This is a genomic window from Streptomyces sp. NPDC002076, assembly GCF_053593835.1.
Genome location: NZ_JBSFDI010000029.1, coordinates 92866 through 113130, shown reverse-complemented (window position 1 = coordinate 113130; position 20265 = coordinate 92866). Strand labels below are relative to the sequence as shown.

14 protein-coding genes and 4 pseudogenes are annotated in these 20265 nt (G+C 68.0%); 9 read left to right on the top strand and 9 right to left on the bottom strand.

Going from position 1 to position 20265, the window contains the following annotated elements:
• Window positions 1-36 precede the first annotated feature (36 nt).
• From ACWCQS_RS40430 to ACWCQS_RS40415, 4 genes and pseudogenes are all read left to right on the top strand, one after another.
• Window positions 37-993 carry a DUF5937 family protein gene (locus ACWCQS_RS40430; protein WP_451009119.1) on the top strand — a complete coding sequence of 319 codons (957 nt, stop codon included), beginning with the start codon at window positions 37-39 and terminating at the stop codon, window positions 991-993.
• 244 nt (window positions 994-1237) lie between these two features.
• A complete protein-coding gene (locus ACWCQS_RS40425; RefSeq protein WP_451009118.1) occupies window positions 1238-1669 on the top strand; it encodes a YrdB family protein in 432 nt (143 codons plus the stop codon).
• A 197-nt stretch (window positions 1670-1866) separates the two neighbouring features.
• Window positions 1867-2262, top strand: coding sequence for a nuclear transport factor 2 family protein (locus ACWCQS_RS40420; RefSeq protein WP_451009117.1), 396 nt, complete (start codon window positions 1867-1869; stop codon window positions 2260-2262).
• Window positions 2263-2516: 254 nt separating this feature from the next.
• Window positions 2517-3176 (top strand): annotated as a pseudogene (locus ACWCQS_RS40415) (3'-5' exonuclease); the annotation flags it as partial.
• Between the two features lie 107 nt (window positions 3177-3283).
• Here the strand turns inward: ACWCQS_RS40415 and ACWCQS_RS40410 are convergent.
• Complete coding sequence (locus tag ACWCQS_RS40410) at window positions 3284-3493, bottom strand: hypothetical protein (protein WP_451009116.1); 210 nt, start codon at window positions 3491-3493, stop codon at window positions 3284-3286.
• A gap of 352 nt (window positions 3494-3845) precedes the next feature.
• Here ACWCQS_RS40410 and ACWCQS_RS40405 point away from each other — a divergent pair, with 352 nt between their 5' ends.
• Window positions 3846-5804 (top strand): glycoside hydrolase family 15 protein, encoded by a 1959-nt coding sequence (locus ACWCQS_RS40405; protein WP_451009115.1) that lies wholly within the window; start codon window positions 3846-3848, stop codon window positions 5802-5804.
• A 59-nt stretch (window positions 5805-5863) separates the two neighbouring features.
• Here ACWCQS_RS40405 and ACWCQS_RS40400 read toward each other — a convergent pair whose 3' ends face one another.
• Together ACWCQS_RS40400 and ACWCQS_RS40395 are read right to left on the bottom strand one after the other, a co-directional pair.
• On the bottom strand, window positions 5864-7981 hold the full coding sequence (locus ACWCQS_RS40400; protein ID WP_451009114.1) for an FUSC family protein: 2118 nt from the start codon (window positions 7979-7981) through the stop codon (window positions 5864-5866).
• Window positions 7982-8076: 95 nt separating this feature from the next.
• Window positions 8077-8226, bottom strand: a complete 150-nt coding sequence (locus tag ACWCQS_RS40395; RefSeq protein WP_451009113.1) for a hypothetical protein — start codon at window positions 8224-8226, stop codon at window positions 8077-8079.
• A 79-nt stretch (window positions 8227-8305) separates the two neighbouring features.
• Between ACWCQS_RS40395 and ACWCQS_RS40390 the strand changes: the two are divergent.
• Both ACWCQS_RS40390 and ACWCQS_RS40385 read left to right on the top strand, forming a co-directional pair.
• Window positions 8306-9268, top strand: a pseudogene (locus tag ACWCQS_RS40390) (isocitrate lyase/PEP mutase family protein).
• Between the two features lie 231 nt (window positions 9269-9499).
• Window positions 9500-10606, top strand: a complete 1107-nt coding sequence (locus tag ACWCQS_RS40385; RefSeq protein WP_451009112.1) for an NAD(P)/FAD-dependent oxidoreductase — start codon at window positions 9500-9502, stop codon at window positions 10604-10606.
• A gap of 155 nt (window positions 10607-10761) precedes the next feature.
• On the opposite strand, the pseudogene ACWCQS_RS40380 reads toward ACWCQS_RS40385, so the two are convergent.
• From ACWCQS_RS40380 to wrbA, 4 genes and pseudogenes are all read right to left on the bottom strand, one after another.
• Window positions 10762-11820, bottom strand: a pseudogene (locus tag ACWCQS_RS40380) (IS630 family transposase).
• Window positions 11821-11916: 96 nt separating this feature from the next.
• Entirely contained in the window at window positions 11917-12723 is an 807-nt protein-coding gene (locus ACWCQS_RS40375) for an alpha/beta hydrolase family protein (protein ID WP_451009111.1), read from the bottom strand.
• Between the two features lie 122 nt (window positions 12724-12845).
• The gene (locus ACWCQS_RS40370) at window positions 12846-14390 is read right to left on the bottom strand and encodes an FMN-binding glutamate synthase family protein (protein WP_451009110.1); all 1545 of its coding nucleotides are present in this window, start codon (window positions 14388-14390) and stop codon (window positions 12846-12848) included.
• Window positions 14391-14960: 570 nt separating this feature from the next.
• On the bottom strand, window positions 14961-15575 hold the full coding sequence (gene wrbA, locus ACWCQS_RS40365; RefSeq protein WP_451009109.1) for an NAD(P)H:quinone oxidoreductase: 615 nt from the start codon (window positions 15573-15575) through the stop codon (window positions 14961-14963).
• Window positions 15576-15864: 289 nt separating this feature from the next.
• Between wrbA and ACWCQS_RS40360 the strand changes: the two genes are divergently transcribed.
• Window positions 15865-16041 carry a hypothetical protein gene (locus tag ACWCQS_RS40360; protein ID WP_451009108.1) on the top strand — a complete coding sequence of 59 codons (177 nt, stop codon included), beginning with the start codon at window positions 15865-15867 and terminating at the stop codon, window positions 16039-16041.
• Window positions 16042-16746: 705 nt separating this feature from the next.
• On the opposite strand, the pseudogene ACWCQS_RS40355 reads toward ACWCQS_RS40360, so the two are convergent.
• A pseudogene (locus tag ACWCQS_RS40355) lies at window positions 16747-17794 on the bottom strand (IS630 family transposase).
• 488 nt (window positions 17795-18282) lie between these two features.
• On the bottom strand, window positions 18283-19389 hold the full coding sequence (locus ACWCQS_RS40350; RefSeq protein ID WP_451009107.1) for an FUSC family protein: 1107 nt from the start codon (window positions 19387-19389) through the stop codon (window positions 18283-18285).
• A 451-nt stretch (window positions 19390-19840) separates the two neighbouring features.
• Here ACWCQS_RS40350 and ACWCQS_RS40345 point away from each other — a divergent pair, with 451 nt between their 5' ends.
• Window positions 19841-20146 (top strand): hypothetical protein, encoded by a 306-nt coding sequence (locus ACWCQS_RS40345; protein WP_451009106.1) that lies wholly within the window; start codon window positions 19841-19843, stop codon window positions 20144-20146.
• Window positions 20147-20265 lie beyond the last annotated feature (119 nt).

Here is a 20265-nt window from a genome sequence, read left to right as displayed (position 1 = left end):
GCTCGCCATGAGTTCAGAAATACCTAAACTCAGTGGATGCTTGAGCTGGAGTTCACCATCGAGGACCTCGCGCTGACCCGCTTGGCGATCTCGCCGCTGTGGGAGGCGATCGCGAGCCTGCGTGTCCTGACGCAGCCGGAGGGTCACGCACTGCACGCCCCGTGGCTCGCGGCCGTACGCCCTCGGTTGGCCCGGGCGCGGCTGGACCTGCGGCCGGTCACCGAACTCGTCACGCCGAGGGTGGCTGCTTTCGTCGCGCCTGCACCGGTGGTCGCGGCCCCGGACATCCGGCTCGAACTCGCAGCGATGCGTACGCACCCGGCGGAAGGAATTCAGGCCGACCTCGATGCCCTGGGGCTGCCCCGGTACGCGGATCCCGTCGCAGCGATTGAACGGGTGGTGACCACCATCGAGGCCTACTGGGAGCTGGCGGTGGCACCGTACTGGCCGCGCATCCGCGCGGTCCTCGAAGCCGACGTACGGCACCGCGCACATCTGCTGTCCACCGGCGGCAGCCGCCAGCTCTTCTCCGACTTGGACCCCAACCTCCGCTGGGAGGACGGCAGACTCGGAGTCAGGCTGCGCAGCAACCGCTCCGGTACCGTCGAGTTGGACGGGCGCGGCCTGGTCCTCGCCCCGTCCGCCTTCGCCTGGCCCCGAGTCTCACTGCTCACCACACCTCCCTGGCAGCCGCTCCTGCGCTACCCGGCGCGCGGAACCGCCACCATCTGGGAGTCACGCCCCGCCGCTCCCTCGCACGCACTCGCCCAGGTGATCGGCAGACCCAAGGCGCGCCTGCTCACCCTGCTCCACGAACCCGCATCCACCACCCAACTCGCCGCGCTCACCCGGCTCACGGTCGGCGGCGCCTCACAGCACCTCACCGCGCTCAGGGACGCGGGACTGGTGCGCCCCACCCGGATCGGCCGCAGCATTCTGTACGCCCGGACCGAAACGGCCGAGGCGCTCGTGGCCGAGGCATCCGAACACTGATCACGGCTCAGCCCCGCCCGGCTCCGCTGAGGGCACCCAGCGATAGCTTTGCGGCAGTCGGGGTTCCCGTAAACGGGAAGAGCAGGGGGCCGCAGGACGCAGGTCAGGTGCGGCTCCCGCAGCCGATCAACACTGTGCTGACCTGCGGGTTCCGGAGACGGTGCTCTGTCCGCAGTTCCGTGAAGACGCATTCAACGCGTCGTCGCCCTGGCATGCTGGGTGCCCCGGCGCCTGAGAGGACCTCATGTCAACTCCCCCCGACGCCATGGTCGTACGGGATCAGCGGCGGTGGTACACCGCCAACGAAATCCTGGCGTTTCTGGTCGAGCTTGCCGCTCTGGCATGTCTGAGCTGGTGGGGATTCACCGTCAGCGACGACGAGGCCCTTCGTATCCTGCTGGGCGTGGGAACGCCCCTGGTGGCGATGGCGCTGTGGTCGTTGTTCGCGGCACCGAAGGCGCTGCTGCGGCCGCGGCTGCCTCTCGTACTCGCCGTCAAGGCGATGGTGCTGGGTGGCGGAGCAGCAGCTTTGTACGGAGTCCGGCATCCCGGCGCCGCCATGGCCATGGCGGTCATCGTGGTCGCGAACACATCGGTGGCCGAGATCTTTCGCCACAGGTCGCCCCTCCCGCGCACAGAGCAGGCGTACACGGCCGATTCACCCGCCTCCGGCTGAGGATTCACGGACGAGGTGCCGGACCTGGCGGGGTGCCGTCCGCCTCGTGACGACGCAAGTGGTGGTGGGCCGTGCTGTTCTTTGACCGTGTCCAGCAGTGCGGGTAGCGAGAGCACCAGGCTGCTGGCGCGCGCTGTGGCGGCGAACCACTTAGGGTCGGTGGGGCATTGACGACAGTCGGTGAAGAGGGGGAGATCGTGTCCAGGAACAGTGCCGACCCGACGGTTGCCGAACGTTTCCTCGCTGCGTTCCAAGCCCGGGACTGGGAGAGGCTGAGCGGCTTGCTGGCCGACGACGTCACTTGGACCATGCCGGGAACCGGCACCATCTCGGGCCACATCCGAGGCAAGGATGCGGTCGTGGGCAGAGCCCGGCACATCGCGGGGCAGGGACTGCACACCGAGTTGTTGCACGTTCTCGTCGGCGCACACGGTGTCGCCCTCTCACTCCGCAACACGGCAACTGCCCCCGACGGACGCAGGCTCGACGAACACCTCGCGACCGTGCTGACCACCCAACACGGCCGCATCACGGCCATCGACAGCTACCTGTCGGACGTCGACGGCATGAGCGCCTTCTTCACCGCGCCCTGAGCTCCTCCACGCCGTCGGCCGGTGATGCCGGCTGGCCGGAAAGGCGGAACAGGATGCACGGGACTACGGCCCGAACCACATAATTCCCCGCCAGGAGCCAGCTTCCCCGACCGCATGTTCGAACGCTGCCGATGCCTCCTGCAACCGGTGATCCGCATGGTTCGCTCCGGCCGGCTCAGCTGATAAAGCTGGCTCGCGCCCCGTCTCGGCCTCAGAATTCTCCGCGTGGCAGACACGGGACCTACCGAAGATCGGCCCACGTCATCACTCTCATGACCGCCGGACACCGCGTCGCCCTGGCCGGAGGAGGAGACGGCCTGCGCGCCCTGGCCGAGGCAGCATGCGACCTGAAGGAAGGACGACCTACCCGCCACCCGGAACTCGTCCTCTTCCTCGGTTGGGGAGATCTGAAGGACTACGCCGCCAACGACCCCGCCGGACGCGACCTGCACCCCCTGGTCAACCTCGTCGACAACCACGGCACCGACGCGATCCTCGCCGCCGTCACCCGCCTCGTACCCGAAGAGAACGCACAGGTCACCATCTCCACCGCCCACAAAGCCAAAGGACCTGAATGGCCTCGCGTACTGATCGCCGACGACTTCCCCCGCCCCAAAGAACACGAACCGGAAGACAACACCAGCCCCGCGCCACCACCCGAACCAATCGACGACGCAGAAGCCCGCCTGGCCTACGTAGCAGTCACACGCACCGGCCAGCGCTTGGACCTCGGAGGCTTGTCCTGGACTCACGACAGCCCCGGCAGCGTCGGGTTCCGGCCCTGGTCGATGACGTCCTGGGCGGCGGGTGTGGTGCCGGTGCCATACGCGGCTGAAACGATGCCGATGCGACGGAAGGTGCCGCGCAGTCGCCGCACCTCCTGGACCGCTGCAATGGATAGTCCTCACGGTTGAGGGCGGCATTCGTCCAGGCTGAACCAGCAGACACTATCGCTTGGGGCTGATCATGATGCGGTGGCCAATGCTGTCGGTGTAGCAGCGAATAAGCAGGACAAAGCAGCTCACGGCCAGCCGATCTGATCAGGCACGACCGGCTGACCGAGCACCAGCTGCGTGCCGTCAGCGACCGGAGGGGGCGCGGCGCGCGTATCGAGCAGCACGTGCAGGCGTCCGTGCCCGCCGGGCTCGAACAGGGCCTGTCTGCGCTTTCCCTGGTCGAGAATACGGTCGGGTCGATCGTGTGCAACCGGCCAGGGGTACGCGATTGCCATGATGGTGGGAGGCTGGGGCGGGATGCGTTCGGGGCTTGTGGGGTTGGTCTGTGGTGGCGGGGGATAGATCTGCTCAAGCCGCGAAGTCCGCAGGTCACGCAGCCCTGTGCGTTCGGTTCACCCGAATGGTCGGCATGCCTCCTCTACAGCATCACCTCGGCGGGAGGGCCACGCAACGCGGGAGCAACGCGGCTTCACCGTGAACGGGCGCGCAGTCGCACCGCTTCCAGGAGGAATGCGAAGCCTGCGCACCCCGGGCAGTCTGGAAGTGGGGCGCGTGGCATGTCCTCAAGTCGCACGGTCGGCAGTGGCGACGTCACCGCTGACGCCCGGCACGTCGGGAAGAGGCCCCATGAACGAACATCCGCTGATCGAAGACCACGGACTCATCGGTGACCTGCACACGGCCGCGCTGGTGTCCACCGGGGGAACGATCGACTGGTTCTGCAGCCCGCGATTCGACTCGCCGAGCATCTTCGCAGCACTGCTCGACGGTGACAGCGGCGGTCACTGGACGATCACTCCCCAAGCGCCGACGTATGCGACCAGGCAGCTCTACTACCCGGACACCTGTGTGCTGCTCACCAGATTCATGACCGAGCAAGGCGTCGGCTCGGTCGTGGATTTCATGCCGCCCGCCTCGCCACGCAGTCCGACGAACAAGCACCGGCTGGTCCGCATGCTGCGCTGCACGCGTGGCGAGATCTCGTTCGACATCGAGATCGCCCCGCGGTTCGACTACGCGCGGCAACCGCATGAGGTCACGTCGTCCATGGGCGGCTGGCATTTCGCCGGCCGGGGCACGGACTTGACCATCCATGTGGTGGACACACTCGACGACGAGCGCCTGGACGACCGGAGAATCCGCGCAGGCAACGCGCTCATGTCCATCAGGCTGCGAGCCGGTATGACCCGCGGCCTCGTGCTGGAGACGTTCGCCGACGGTCCGCCCCGCATCGTTCCGCCGGAGGAATGCGAGCGCCTTCTGGAGGACACCATCGCGTTCTGGCACAACTGGCTGGCGCATTCGCGCTACACCGGACGGTGGCGGGAGACGATCAACCGCTCTGCCATGACGCTTAAACTGATGACGTACGCCCCGTCCGGGGCCATGGTCGCGGCTCCCACCACCAGTCTGCCGGAACAGGTCGGAGGCGAGCGCAACTGGGACTATCGCTACGCCTGGGTGCGTGATGCCTCCCTGTCCCTGCACGCGCTGCTCGGACTGGGATTCACCGACGAAGCCATGGCGTTCACCGAGTGGCTGGGCGACCGCGTTCAGGAAGTCGCCGGTTCGGGCGAGCACCCTCTGAAGGTCATGTACCGCGTCGACGGCTCCGCCGACCTGGCGGAGCAGACCCTCGGGCACTGGGCAGGCTACCGGTCCTCAGCTCCGGTCCGGGTCGGCAACGGTGCCGCTGACCAGTTGCAGCTCGACATCTACGGATCGGCGCTGGAGTGCCTCCATTTCGCCGACGTGCGCGGTCTGCCGACTACTTGCCGCATCTGGGAGGCGCTGATCAGCACGGTGGACTGGGTGTGCGAGAACTGGGACCGTCCCGAAGCCGGTATCTGGGAAACGCGGGGCGGCGACAAGGACTTCACCTACGGGCGGCTGATGAGCTGGATCGCGTTGGACCGGGCCGTCCGCATGGCCGCCCGAAGCGGCCGCCCCGGTGAGGTGCAGCGCTGGACCAGGCAACGCGACGCCATCTACTGGCAGATCATGCAGAGAGGTTGGAGTCCGGCGCGTGCCGCGTTCACCCAGGACCTCGGCAGCGAGGTCCTGGACTCCGCGCTGCTCCGGATGCCTGCGGTGGGGTTCATCCCCCCGCAGGACCCGCGGTGGCTCTCGACCCTGGACGCGATCAAGAAGGATCTCGTGTCCGACGGCCTCGTGTACCGGTACGACCCCGCTGCCTCTCCGGACGGGCTGCGCGGGTCCGAAGGCACCTTCTCGGCGTGCACGTTCTGGTACGTGGAGGCCCTCGCCCGCGCCGGCCATCTGCGCGAAGGGCGATTCGTCTTCGAGAAGATGCTCACCTACGCCAATCATCTCGGTCTGTACTCCGAAGAGATCGGGCTGACCGGTGAGCAACTGGGCAATTTCCCCCAGGCGTTGACCCACCTCGCTCTCGTCTCCGCCGCGCTGAGCCTGGACGCCCATCTCGACGCCGCCGTGCCAGGTTTCCCTCCCACCTCGCCGGTTCCGGTTCCCTATCTCTACGCGCAACCGATGACGGCGGAGGCCGGAGGTTCGCCGGTCACGCCGGCCAGCCCGTATCCGCCGGACCACATCGTCCGCAGGTGAGCGCACCAGCCACCAGCCTGTCCATGACGGCGTAGGCATGACGGGTATCGGTTCTCGTCTCACGCTGCCGCGTGACGGCAGGGGCGGTGGCGGGAGGCGATGGTGGCGGTCAGGGCCTCGACGGCGTCGACGGTCGCGGTGCTCAGGGCGACGGCGCGGCCGGTCGCGGCGCTTCCGGTGCCGTCGGACGTCTCGGCCAGCAGGCCGGAGCGGGCGGTGAAGGAGTCGTACACCGACCGCAACGCCCCCGGGGCCACAGTCTCGGCTCCGGCGGCGGCGCGGGCCAGGGCGGTGAGGTGTTCGTGCAGCGGGTCGGCCAGTTCGGTCAGCTCCGGCACGGTCTCCTGCGGGGTACGGGGCAAGTGTTCGCCCAGCAGGGTGGCACAACCGGCGACCGTGGAGACCTGAGTCGTGATCTGCTCCAGCTGCGTGTTCGACCAGGGCCCGCGGTGCTCGGCGGGCTCGGCGTGCGACTGCTGCACCGCGGTCTCCATGTGCTCCCGGACCTGCCGTGACCGCGCCCGCAGCGCGTCGACGGCTGCCAGGTCGGCCGCCCCGACGTCGGCGTAGCCGGTCAGCAGTTCGGGCAGCAGCCGGTCCTGCACGCGCAGCCACTCCGCGAGCAGGCCCGGCAGCCGCCGGGTGGACCAGGTCGGCCAGACCAGGAAGATGAGCATCGCGAGCGCGGCGCCGACCACCGTGTCGGCGGCGCGCGCCCACGCCGTGGGCCCGGGCAGCCCGCCGACGTGGTGGATCAGGAAGACGATCCAGGTGGTCAGCCACAGGTTGAGCATCAGCTGCCCGGTCCGCAAGGTCGAGAACGACGCCGCGGCGAGCACCACCGACGCGACCGCAAGGCCGGTGGGCGACCAGTGCGGCAGGGAGAGCATCCAGGCGAAGAGACCGCCCAGCACGGCCCCGGCCGCCCGTCCCCAGCCGCGGGCCATGGTGTGCCCGTACCCGGGGAAGAGCACCAGCATGGTGGTCAGGGCCACCCAGAAGCCGTGCGCGGAGATGCCCAGCCCGCCCCAGCCGCCGATCGACCGGCCGATGACCTCGGCGAGCACCACGCCCACGGCGAGCCGCACCGCGTGGCGGAAGATCGGCGACTGGAGATGCAACTGGGCCCGGATGCGCCGGGCGGTGCGTGCCACGGAGGGGGTGCCCGCGTACAGGCCCGGCACCTCGGTGTGGGGTTCCAGCACATCGCCGACGCGGCCCTCCGTCGAGCGCCCGGCCAGCTGCTCGGCCACGCGCAGCCGTGCAGCCAGGTCGCGCGGGCCGCGCACGGGCGAGGCCTGTGCCGCCGACTCCAGCACGGCCCAGACCTCATCGGGCGTGCGGTGCTCGCGGCCGGTGGCCACCGTACGGGAGATGTTCCCCAGCACCTGAGCGGCGCCGACCAGGGCCTTCTGGTCCACGGCCGCTGCCGCCGTGGATGCCGTGACCCGTACGGTATGCAGCGCGCGGCGGATGCGCTCAGCCTCTCCGAGCAGTCCGAACATGGCGGCCGCGGCCGGCCGGCTGAACTGCGGCAGCAGGTCCAGGGCGCGCCGGGCCGCCGTGAACGGAGCGGACGCGCTCACGGTGCCGGACCCGGCCGCGACCGAGGCCTCGGCGAGTGACTGGTACACGGCGGTAAGCGCACGCCGCTGGGAGGCGAACCGCGGACCGTACGGCGGGAGCAACTGCACCACCGCGACGAGTCCGGTCCCGGCCGCGATCCACCCGGCCATCACCAGGCCGCCGTGTACGTCGCGAGTGAGATCAGCCGTGATCATCAGCCCGATGACCGCGAGGCAGCCCCGGATGCCGGGCGCGACGCCCACCGTCCGCCACAGCCCGACGGCGAACGCCGCGACCGCGAGCAGCAGCAGGAACAACCAGGTGGTGCCGTGCACCAGGGCCCCCAGCACCGCCATGGCGCTGAAGGCCGCAGCCATCCCGACGGCGTTCACCACCGGGTGCCGCAGCGGGCTCAGCAGCGTACCGATGCCGCAGATGAACGCACCGACGCTGGCCATGGCCCCGGCCAGCGGCTCGTCCAGCAGCAGCCCGAGGACCGTGGCGAGCAGCACCCCCAGCACGGCCCGCACGATCGCCGACGGGGCCGCGAACGCACGCTCAATGCGCAGTCCGTCCCGGCCGATCGTGATCAGCGTCGCCCACCAGCGCATGTCCGGGCCTCCTCAACGGCACGGCCCCGCACCAACGCTCTCATCCTCTGCCGGTCCCCGCTTCACTGCCACTCGCTGCACCCGGACGGCGCCGCTCAGGCGGTGGGAGAGGCCACGACGCCGATGAGGCCGGCGACGAGGCGGGCGAGAACGGCGGGGGCTGGGGAGCGCATGCTGCTGATGCGATGAACACGCTGGACTTCGCAGACGGAGCGGATCTCGCGCGCCACCGAGCGAGTGCTCACCGGGTCGGTCACCCCAGCAGCTCAAGGCCCGAGGGCTGTCGGCCGGCGCCGGAACGCCCCATGTGCAGCAACGTCGGCCATGGGTGCGCGACCGTCGGTCGAGACGAGCGGGGGGACAGCGGGGAGACGAGGAGGCGCGGGCATGTCGGGACTGCTGGAGACGGACCGGTCCGGGCCGCGGCGGCTGCGGGAGCTGCTGCGCGGGCCGCGGCCGGTGGTCGCGCCGAGGGCGTACGACGCGATGAGCGCGCTCCTCGTCGAGCAGGCGGGCTTCCCGGCCGTGTACATGACCGGCTTCGGGGCCACGGCCTCCCTGGTGGGCCGCCCCGACATCGGACTGCTCACCATGAGCGAGATGACCGACGCCGCCCGCCGCATCGTCTCCGCCGTCGGCATCCCGGTAATCGCCGACGCCGACAACGGCTACGGCAACGCGGTCAACGTCATCCGCAACCGTCCACGAGTACGAGGCCGCCGGCGTCGCCGCGATCCACCTGGAGGACCAGCCCGCCCCCAAGCGCTGCGGGCACATGGAGGGCAAGGACGTCATCCCGGCGGGCACCATGGCCGGCAAGATCGAAGCCGCCGTACAGGCCCGTGACGACCCCGACTTCGTGATCGTCCCTCGCACCGACGCCCGGCGGTGGAGGGCTACGACGCCGCGCTCCGGCGAGCCCGCCGCTACCGCGAGGCAGGCGCCGACATGCTCTTCCTGGAGGGCCTACGGAGCGGCATCGAGATCGAGGCGGCCGCGGCGGCCTTCCCGGACATCCCGCTGCTGTTCAACTGGGCCGAGGGCGGCAGGACCCCGCCCACCGGCCTACCGGTGAAGGCGGTGGTGGCGGTGTCGGTGGTGTGGTCGCCGGACCCGACGGCGCTGACGTACTGCACGGCGGCGCTGGCCCAGCTGTGCTGGACGAGGTACGGACTGCTGCCGGCGAGGTGGAGGCTGATCATCATGTCCCCGGCGGGAGGCAAACACGAACCCGCCACACAGGAGAAGCCAAAGTGGCTCGATCCCATCGGCTGGAGACCCGATTGAGCCGCCCGGAGAGGGCGTTACTGACTTCGGCTCGTCAGGGTGAACTTCCTTCAAGTCCCTGATGTGCCGGATCGGGGCCTGTATCCCGGGGTGTGTGAGGTGTGGGGATGGGGGTCGGGCTGAGGCTTCCCCAGGCAACGACAACCGCGGCAGGCGGTGACCGGTGCTTGCATGCTGGGAACGGGAGTTCGCCGGTGACCTGGGAAGGGGGCGTTCGTGAGGATCGGGTCCGTGAAGCGGCCTGAACGTGTTGCTGTCATCGGAGTGGGCATCCTCGGAGCCAGCGTGGGCTGGAACCTGTCCCGACAGGGCGCCGAGGTGGTCTTCATCGACGCAGGCCAGCCGGGCGAAGGCGTCACCAACTGGTCCTTCTCGTGGGTCAATGCCAGCAACAAGACCGCGTGCAAGTCCTACTTCGACCTGAACGTCGCGGGCATGGCTGCCCATCGTGAGCTTGCCAGGGCTATCGGGCCAGACTCATGGTGGTATCCCGGCGGCCACCTGCGCTGGGCCGACGATCCCGCAGCGCAGATGAAGCTTCTGGAAACAGCCGGAGTGCTGGCAAGCTGGGACTACAGGGTCGAGGTGTGCACGGGGGCTGAGGTGCGCCGCCTCGAACCTGCTCTCACGATGCCCGGTGAGGTTCCAGTCGTGTTCTACCCCGACGAAGCCTGGGTGCACGGACGTCATCTCGTCGGCCGCCTGGTCGGCCAGGCTGTTGCATCTGGCGCCGAGCTCCGGTCCGGCACCGCGGTCTGTGAGGTTGGCACCGGTGCCGACGGGAGCATCCGGACAGTTACTCTGTCCGATGGGAGCTGTCTCGACGTCGACATCGTCGTGAATGCAGCGGGCCCCAGCGCCTCCCACGTCGCCGGGCTCATCGCACGGCACTTGCCGATGCGCAGGGAACCCGGTGTCGTCACCCGGATCGACTGTGCTCAGGTCCCGGTTCGCCGGGCCATGCACGCGCCTCACATCGAGATCCGTCCTGACGGGGACGCTTCGGTGGTTCTCCACAGCCGCGAGATCGACGCACTCATCGACACAGGCGAAGACCCAGCGGAACTCGCACGGCTGCTCCACGAATCGGCGCGGCACGTCGTTCCCGAGCTCGGCAACTCCCGCATCGCACAGACACGGGTAGCCCACCGGCCTATCCCGGCCGACGGATTCCCCTCGGTGGGAGCGGTGCCGTCTGTGCCGGGATACTACGAGGCCGTTTCCCACAGCGGCATCACACTCGGACCGGTAATCGGCCGGCTGCTTGCTTCGGAGATCCTCAGCGGGACGAGAGATGAGGTGCTGGCGGATTTCCGCCCAGAGCGGTTTCCCTCGTGACGGCTCGGGCAAGGGCCACCCGCATCGCTGCCCAGGCGGGGGGCGTCTCCGTGTGCCCGGAACAGGCTGGTGGGCCGCGCCGCCGCGTCAGGCGAGCCGGAAAGACCGGATGGTCCTCCACCTCTGCCGCTGCACGAGTTACTGACTTCGGCTCGTCAAGGCGATGTCGGACCGTCAAGGGTCAGGCCGGTGCCCGCTATGAAACCGTTGAGGGTGTCGGGCCGGTACTGGAGGCGTTTGAGTCGGTTGCGGACGAGCGTTTTCAGGCGGTCGAGGGCGACGACGGCGAGGTTGGCCAGGCTGTGTTTGATGTGCGCCCACACGCCGTCGACGGGATTGAGGTCGGGCAAGTACGCGGGCAGCAGGAACACCGTCAGCCATTCACGTTCGGCGATCAACTCACGCATGGCGTGGGAGACGTGCGTGCCCAGCCGGTCCCACACCAGCACGATCGGCGCCTTGACGAGCTGATGGACGCCGTCGACCAGCGCGACGAAGTCCCGCTCGCCCATGCTGCGGCGCTTGCCCTTTCCGGCTGGGTGGGTACGCAGACGGTGACACAGCCGGGTCCGGGAACCGGGCCGTATCGCGATCAGCCCAGCCACCGACAGGCGCCCCGAGCGTCGCCCGCTTCACGACCCGTGTGCGACCGTGCCGGCCCCAGGTGTGTCCTTTGGGCGGCCATCGGGTGAAGCCCGCCTCGTCCTCGAAGCAGATGTACCCTCCGCAGGCCGCCCGGGCTCTTTTACCTCCTCCCACGTCGCCTACTTCCGCGCGTTGACGGCCTGTTCATCGCGTTCGGCGACCCGACGAGCGGGCACCTGCGGGCTGAAGCCGAGCCGGTGCATCAGCCTCGTGGCACCCGAGACGCTGTAGCAGACGTGGAACTTCCTGCCGATCAGCGAGGCCACCCTCGACGCCGTCCACACCTGATCCTCCACCCAGCCGTGCGCGGCCGGGCCCTGCTCGAGATACTCAGCCAGCTTCTCCCAGCAGTGCGGGGACAGACAGCATCGCGATCCACTCGGGCCACGGGAGGCCAGCGCCATAGCACCGCCGTCCCGCCACAACTGGTGCCACTGGTAGGCCGACTTCCGGCTCACCCGCAGACGCCGTGCGATGTTCTGCTCGAACAGCTCAGCCGCCTGCATCCGCACCGTCTCCCGGTGCCGTCGTCCCGCAGCAGACAGCCCGCCCCCATCCCCATACCTCACTCACCACGGGATACCGCCCCCGCTCCGGGCCCATCAGGGACTTCAAGGAAGTTCACCCTGACGAGCCGAAGTCAGTAACGCCCTCTGACAACACTCCTATCCGCGCGGCATCTGAATCACCTGAGATGTCTTTCCTCCGAGCTGTGACCCGTGGATGTACTGGTCGGCCCAGGCGCTGATAATGCGGGCGGCGCGCTGCGCTTGTCCTCGTGCGGTCAGGAGATGGTCTGCTCCTTCAAGCGCGACGAAGCTTCGCGGGTGTCGTGCCTCGCGGAAGATCTCCCCGGCGTTGGCGATGTCGACGGTGTTGTCGGTAGGCGAATGCAGGACGAGTAGCGGCAGGTGCAACTTGCGTATCCGGTCGCGCAGGTGAGCATGGTGGACGTCGTCGACGAAGGCACGCTTGAGGACCAGGGTCCTCCCCCCGATGACCCACTCGTGCGACCCCTGACTGAGAACGCGATCCATGACCGCGTCGTACTGTCCCTCGACGTGGCTGGGGTCGACAGGCGCCCCGATCGTGGCGACCGCGCGGACGCCGGTTGCCTCGGCCGCTGCGGCGATGGCGGCGGCGCCTCCCCACGAGTGCCCCACCAGCAGGTCTGCTGGAGTCCCTCGCTCCGCCATCAGAGTTGCTGCACGGACGGTGTCCTGGACCTTGATGGTGAAGGAACCGTCCCCCCAGTCGCCGTCGGAGTCTCCGATCCCGAGGTTGTCGTAGCGCAGCATTCCGATCCCCTCGCGTGCCAACTGCTTGCTGACGCGCGAGGCGGCCGGCGAGTCCTTACCGAGGGTGAATCCGTGGACGAAGATTCCCCAGCCTCGGATCTCGCCGTCTGGCAGGTCGATTGCTCCGGCCAGTCCGGGGCCGACGACGCTCTTGAATCTCACTTCTTCAGACATGTTGTCATCACCTCGGCATGGACTGTTCGTGGGGTAAGGGAGGTGAAGGCGACACCGGCTGGTGCCAGGCGCGTGCTCCGAGCAGGAAAGCAGTGAGCGCGGTGCTTGTCACCGTCGGCGCGTCAGATGGCCGACTTCTGGACGGAGGCCGGCTCGCTGGCGAGCAGTGCAGTGATCTCATCGGCGAGGTGCGGCCCGAGCTCGCCCCAGCCGTCCTTGTAGCCGTAGACGCCGGCCAGGGTGCGGGCGTCGTAGTCGCCGTTCATGATCTCGATGTCTGTGGCTGTGATGAGTGCCGGGTGGGCGACGCCGACGGCCGCCGAGACCTTCATCAGCTCCTTGCGCAGGGTGCGCAGGTAGACAGCGGCCCGGGTGGCCTTCGAGGTCGGGTCGAGGCCACGGGCCAGCCACGGGTTCTGGGTGGCGACGCCGGTGGGGCACCTGTCGGTGTGGCACTTCTGCGCCTGGACGCAGCCGATCGACAGCATCGCCTCACGGGCCACGTTGATCATGTCGACACCCAGAGCGAAGGCGACCGCGGCGTTCTCGGGCAGCCCGAGCTTGCCGGAGCCGATGAAGGTCAGCTCGTCGGTCAGCCCCAGCTCGGCGAAGGTGCCGTAGACCCGGGAGAAGCCCATCCGGAACGGCAGCGACACCGAGTCGGTGAAGATCAGCGGCGCCGCCCCGGTGCCGCCCTCGCCGCCGTCGATGGTCACGAAGTCGACCCCACGGTCACCACGCGCCATCAGCGTGGCCAGCTCCTGCCAGAAGTCCATTTCTCCCACCGCGCTCTTGACCCCGACCGGCAGACCGGTCTCTGCGGCGAGCAACTCGACGAAGTCGAGCATCGAGTCGACGTCGCTGAACGCTGTGTGCCGCGACGGGGAGGCGCAGTCCTTGCCAGCTGGGATGCCGCGGATCTCGGCGATCTCCGGGGTCACCTTCGCGCCTGGCAGCATTCCGCCCAGCCCGGGCTTGGCGCCCTGGGAGAGCTTGATCTCTATCGCTTTGACCGGGGCGTCGGCGACCACATCCTTGAGCTTGTCGAGGTTGAAGCTGCCGTCCTCGTTGCGGCAGCCGAAGTACGAGGTACCGATCTGAAGGACGAGGTCGCCGCCGTTGCGGTGGTACGGCGCAAGGCCGCCCTCGCCCGTGTTCTGCATCGCGCCCGCCAACGCCGCCCCTTTGTTGAGCGCCGTGATCGCCGCGCCGGAGAGCGATCCGAAGCTCATCGCCGAGATGTTCACCACGCTCGCCGGTCGGAACGCCTTGGCGCGCCCGCGCGGCCCGCCCAACACCTTGGCCGAGGGCAGTGGGGCCTGCGGGTCCTGCGCGTCGGGCAGCGTGTCGGCGAACGTGCGGTGCTTCACATACGCGTGCCCCTGCACGTGCTCGACGTCGATGTCGGTTCCGAACCCGAAGTAGTTGTTCTCCTCCTTTGCCGACGCATAGATCCAGGTGCGCTGGTCACGACTGAACGGGCGTTCCTCCTCGTTGGAGGTCACGATGTACTGCCGCAGCTCCGGCCCGATCGTCTCCAACAGGTACCGGGCGTGCCCGATCACCGGGAAGTTCCGGAGCAGTGCGTGCTTTTTCTGGATGAGGTCGCGGGCGGCCACCAGCGCCAATACTGTTGCGGTGGCCGCGCCGATGCTCCGGGCGCGCATGAACGTTCCTCTCCTCGATGCTCGACTCCATCGCCATGCAGTGGACGTCGTCGTGTCGTGTTGGGCGTTGAGCGGCGGGCATGGCCAAGCAGGCGTCAGCGTTCTTCGAAGAATGCGAAATGATATTGGAAGCCGTATCTATGGGCTTGGCGGGCTCCGCCAAGGGCGCCGCCTCGCGTTCCACGCCGAGACCCGCGACGGCACCATCCTCCGCCAACTCATCGCCCACCCAGCATGGTTGGCCGCCAGAGCCCGCCTCCTGACGTTCCATCTGCCCGAACACTGGCCTTGGCAGGACGTCTTCGAGAGGCTGTGGACGGCCGTCGGCTGCCGTCTGAGCACCTGACGAGCCGGACCGTCCCGCCCGCCCACGATCAGGACTTCGGAGAACCCGCTACCGGTACGGCCGCCCGGCGATCGCCCATGCCCACCAGCAGAGAAACAGCTGAATCCGGCTCGGAACTCACAGAGCTGCACTCACCGAATACTGCTCCGCGGATCCAGGATCAGAGCTCTCTACATTCAAAGGAATGACCAGTCAGAGGCGACGCACCGGCGAGCGGTGAACCGTCAGGAGAGGCCGGCCTTGAGGGCAGCCGCGATCTGCACGACTCGCTCCGCCTGGTGGCGGGCTGCGTTGCGGGTCTGGTCACCGATCGGGTTGTTGCCCTGGGCGTCGACATGGGAGGTGCCGTAGGGGTTTCCGTCGACGAACTTGACCGGGTCGGTGTAGCCCGGCGAGACGATCAGGCCGCCGAAGTGGTGGATCGAGTTGTAGAGGGCCAGCAGGGTCGACTCCTGTCCGCCGTGCGTGGTGGCGGTGGTGACGAAGCCGCTGTAGACCTTGTTTGCGAGCTTGCCCTGGGCCCACAGGCCGCCGAGGGTGTCGATGAACTGCTTGAGCTGGGAGGAGATGTTGCCGAAGCGCGTGGGGGTGCCGAAGATGACCGCGTCGGCCCACTCGACGTCGGCCGCCGTAGCCTCGGCGATTCCAGCGCTGGCGGCGGCATGGGCGGCCCAGGCCTCGTTGGCATTGATGGCGGCTGCGGGGGCCAGCTCGGCCGCCTTCAGCAGGCGCACCTCGGCGCCGGCCTTCGCACCGGCTTCGGTGATTTCCTTGGCGATCTCGGCAGAGAAGCCGGTCGAGGAGTAGTAGATGACGGCGAGCTTTACGGGGGAAGCCACGACGGTTGTCTCCGTTCCTTCGGGGGTGTTGGTCTTGTTGCGGCGGAAAAAGCCCATAGTGATCAGCGCTTTACCTTGACCTGCGCTGTCCGGCGCAGTGTGGGTTCGAGCGTGGGAGGACCCCAGCCCGATAGATGAACCATAAACTAGATTGTTGAACGGTCAACCTAATCTGCCGCTCCTGTGACGACCGCAACAACCCTGGAGGGTTCCAACACAGCTCCGGATGTGTGCTGACCTGGGCGTTCGCTTCGTGACGCGAGCGTCTTCAGGCGGTGTCTTTGTACTCATGGATGAGGCCGCCGAGGATGTCGCGGCGCACGATACGCTGGGCTGGGAATGGGATCATGTCCGGGTCGTCGGCGGGAGCGCGAATTTGCAGGGCCCGGTGGGGCCGCCCGCGGTCGTAGTGCTAGGCATACTCGGCGAGGACGCGCCGCAGGTGCTGCTCGTTGTAGATCAGTAGCCGGTGGGTGCACTCGGCTCGAGCGGTGCGTATGAACCTTTCGGCGTGGGCGTTCATCTTTGGCGCCTGGGGCGCGCTCTTGGGGATCCTCGATACCGTCGGTGGTGAAGACCGCGTCGAACGCTTCGGTGCAGCGGCTGTCGCGGTCGCGTAGCAGGTGGCGGAAGCGTGAGGCCCGGTCGCCGAGGTCGACGAGAAGATTCCTGGCGAGTTGTGTGGCCAAGGCTGCGGTGGGGTGGGCGGTGACGCCGAGGATGTGCGCGGTGCGGGTGCCCATCTCCATGGCGAAGAACACGTACAGCCGCTTCAGGGTCACGGTGTCGACATGGAAGAAGTCTGCGGCGCGCGGGAACTCGCGCCATGTGGGCGCTTCGTTGGGGCTCCGGCGGGGTGCCGGGCCGAGGCCGGCGCTGCGCAGGACGGGGCGCATGGTGGATGCGCCGATACGGTGGCCGAGGCGGCGTAGCTCACCTTGAATGCGGGTGTAGCCCAGGTGGGGTTCTCCGCGGGCCAGGCGAAGGATGAGGGCGGTGAGCTCGTGGGAGAGCGGCCCGCAGTAGGTGTGGCCAGGGCGATGTCAGGCGAGCCGTTTGCCGAAGAAGACCATCACGGGGCCGGTGAACTACGCCTCCGCCGCGGTCATTCCGCTGTACTTGCAGAGTTCCGAAAAGGGTACAAGCGTGCGATGCGCCTGAAATCACAGGCTTAAGTATCTTGCTGGTTCTCGGTGGCGGGCGGAGTGACCTTGGTGAGGTAGTCGGCGAGGGATTTGAGGTTCTCGTCGGCGGTCTTGGTCCAGGTGAAGGGCCTGGGGTTCTCGTTCCACGAATCGATCCAGGCCCTGATGTCATCCTCCAGCGCCTTCACCGAGGTGTGGACGCCGCGGCGGATGGGGTTGTCTGTCAGCAGGCCGAACCACCGCTCGACCTGGTTGATCCAGGAGGAGCCGGTCGGGGTGAAGCGGACGTGGAAGCGGGGGTGCTTGCCGAGCCAGGTCTTGATCTCGGGGGTGTTGTGGGTGGCGTAGTTGTCACACACCAGGTGCACATCAAGCCCAGCAGGAACCGCCTTGTCTATCGTGACCAGAAACTTCTTGAACTCGACGGCCCGGTGGCGGCGGTGCAGTTCACCGATGACAGTGCCGTCGGCGATGTTGAACGCGGCGAACAGGCTGGTGATGCCGCGCCGCAGATAGTCGTGAGTGCGCCGCTCGGGCATGCCCGGCATCATCGGCAGCACCGGCTGCGAGCGGTCCAGCGCCTGAATCTGGGCCTTTCGTCCACGCACAACACCAGAGCTTTCTCGGGCGGGTTGTGATACAGGCCGACGACGTCGACGACCTTGGCGACGAACTGCGGGTCGGTGGAGACCTTGAAGGCATCCTGCAGGTGCGGCTTGAGGTCGAACTTCTTCCAGATCCGCCCGATGGTGGACTTCGACAGCCCTGTGCGGGCGGCCATGGAGGCTCGCGACCAGTGGGTGTCCCGGCCCGGGGTGGATTCCAGCGTCGCGACGATGACGTCCTCGACCTGGTCGAGCAGGATGGACGGCGGCCGACCGAGCCGCGGCTCGTCGATCAGACCGTCCAGCCGCCGCTTGACGAACCGGGCCCGCCAGCGGTTCACCGACTGCTCGCTCACACCAAGTTCGGCCGCCACCTGCTATTCGTCCCGCCCTCCGCGCACCACAGCACGATCCTCGCGCGCAGAGCCAAAAACTACGCAGTTTTCGCGCGCCTCATCCAACGTGCCAGCTGAGCCCGTTCGTCATCCTGAGCACCAGCTCCGACTTGCGCCGACCCGGCCGTGGCTCGTCCGCAAGCCCGGCCATCCGCCGGGCAGCAAACCGCGAGCGCCACTTCCTCACCGTGTCCGCGGTTACCTTGAACTCTGCCGCCACACGTGTATTCGGCCCCAGACTCCCATCTCTGACCCACGGTGCAAAGTAGCCGTCGGGCCTATGCCGTTCCCCGTGCACGTACGCCGTCGGACGCCTCCGCGAAGTAGCCGGTCTCTGCCCAGCCGGGCAGCACGGCGATCACCCTCTTACCCGGGTAGCACGACTGCACCATGAGGTCGCCGTGCGGGTCAGCACCGCAGGGGTCGCCAGAAGGAGCACGCCGGCCAAGTCGAGCCGCACGCCGGCCGAGCCAGTCCCGCCATGCGGTTGTCGTCGGCCCAAAGCTCTCCTGGGAGTGCGGGAGAAGCCGAAGGCCGCCTCACCTGGGGTGGATTCGCTCGGTCAGTGAACGTTCCCGCGGTCCAGGTCGGTCAGCAGCCTTTCCACGTCCGTCATGAGCGAGCCGTAGACGTGCCACGCGCCCGGCTTGGTGAGCCTGCCCTGGCCGATCATGTCGGTCATCGTGCGGTGCCATATCAGCGTACCGTCGATCGCCCGGCGCAGCCGCTCCTGGGGAGATGCGTTCGATGTGCCCTGTACCGGGCGGGCTTCGACGAATCCCTGGACAGCTGTCGCGGCCAGTTGCAGGGCGTCGGCGTACCGGTCGAGGAACTGCTGCCCCAGATGGTGATCGGCGTGGTCGTCGTGGGCGCTGTCGGCCAGGGTGCGCGCGATTCCACGAACCTGGAGCGACACGCCACGCAGGACGCTGAATGCATCGGCGTCCGTGTAGGTCGTGTCCCTGCGCCGCGTGTGCACGACGCAGCGCGTGTTCCAGCGCAGGCTCTCATCGGCCTGCTGTACCTGTTCCTCTGCATGTGTGAGGCGCTTGTCCAGGTTGCGGGCCTGGTGCAGCCAGGCATGGGCCTTCGAGGTGAGCTGTCGCCGGGCGAGGCCGGTGCCCATGTCCTGCAGCAGTGTTCCCAAGGCGTGGGCGAGGTCGCGTACGGCGGAATCGGACTCGTTCAGATACAGCGGCGGCAGGACCAGGGCGTTCACCGTGATACCCATGGCCGCGCCGGTGAGCGTCTGCAGTACGGGGGACAAGAGGTGGCCCATGGGATCGGTTGCGGTGGCGGCCAACGCGATCACCCCTGTCGAGGCGGCCTGGAGACGGTCGTCGGTGGTGCGCCGGGGACCGGCCAGGACCGCGATGACCGCAATGACCGCGACGGCGCCCGCGGTCTGGCCCAGGAGCCGCGCAGTGGCGAGGGCGAGGAACAGGCCGGCGATCCTCGCCACTACGCTTTGCGCTGCTTTCCTCACAGACTGATACACCGTGGAGGCGTTGACCATGAGTACGGCTGTGGCGACCGCCAGGTAGGGCTGCTTCTCGGGGGCCCAAGGAGCCGCGACCGCCCAGGTCAGCAGAGCGGCAATGACAGTCTTGACGCCGTGCACCACATGATCGGCTCGCTTGCCGTGGATCCGGCGGGTGAGAGTACGCATCACTTCCGTAGCCGTCACCGCCCTGCGCCCCGACGAGGTAGTTGAACTTTGCACGACGCTGATGCTTGCACGGTTTGTCCTTTTTGGCCGTGACGCCGGACACGGTCGCCCATGGTGTTCCTGGAGGTGCCGTCATTGCCGCACCTGTCGAGGTCGCCTCCACGTCCGGGCCTGCCTCCACCCGGGGCGACCGCCACGGCGGGCGAGTCCCGGGGTGCGTGCCACGCCGCGACGGAGCCTGCCGCTAGCGGCCGCAGGCTGGGCCGGACCCGCGCATGCGAAGCGCGACGCCACTCGACCCCCTATTCCTCCCGGTGTGGGTGATTTGTTTCACCCAGATAGTTCATTGTTCAACTAACTGGAGGTGTGTAGCTTCCTCAGCGCAGCAGCACCGGCGGGTTCCACCGGTTCGCACTGACCAGACCGACGGGCTGCGCAAGGAGGAAAGACCATGAAGAAGATCATCTGGCGTATTTCGCGTGCGGGTATTTCCGCGGCACTCGTGACAGGTGCGCTCCTGGCCGCCGGCGGCTCAGCAACTGCGGCCACATTCAAGGTGGATGAGCGCATCAGGGCGGTCGAAAGCGAGGGCCAAAACCTCCCCGGACACGGAAGCCGGGACGTCGGCTACAGGTACGCCGGTGAGCAGAGGTCGGCGCACGACCGCCCTGACCCGTGGATCGCAGGCCAGTTGGCGATGTTCGACCCTTGGATCACCGACCAGTTGGCGATGTTCCTGCCCGACCGCGTTCGGTGAGACGATCGCCAGAATGCGATGCCTCGACACTGCCCAACCCGGCAACTACCTTTGCGGTGCTCCTCGGCCTAAGCTTGACGTTTAACCTCGCCTGTCACCCGACCTGCTGATCTGCGGTT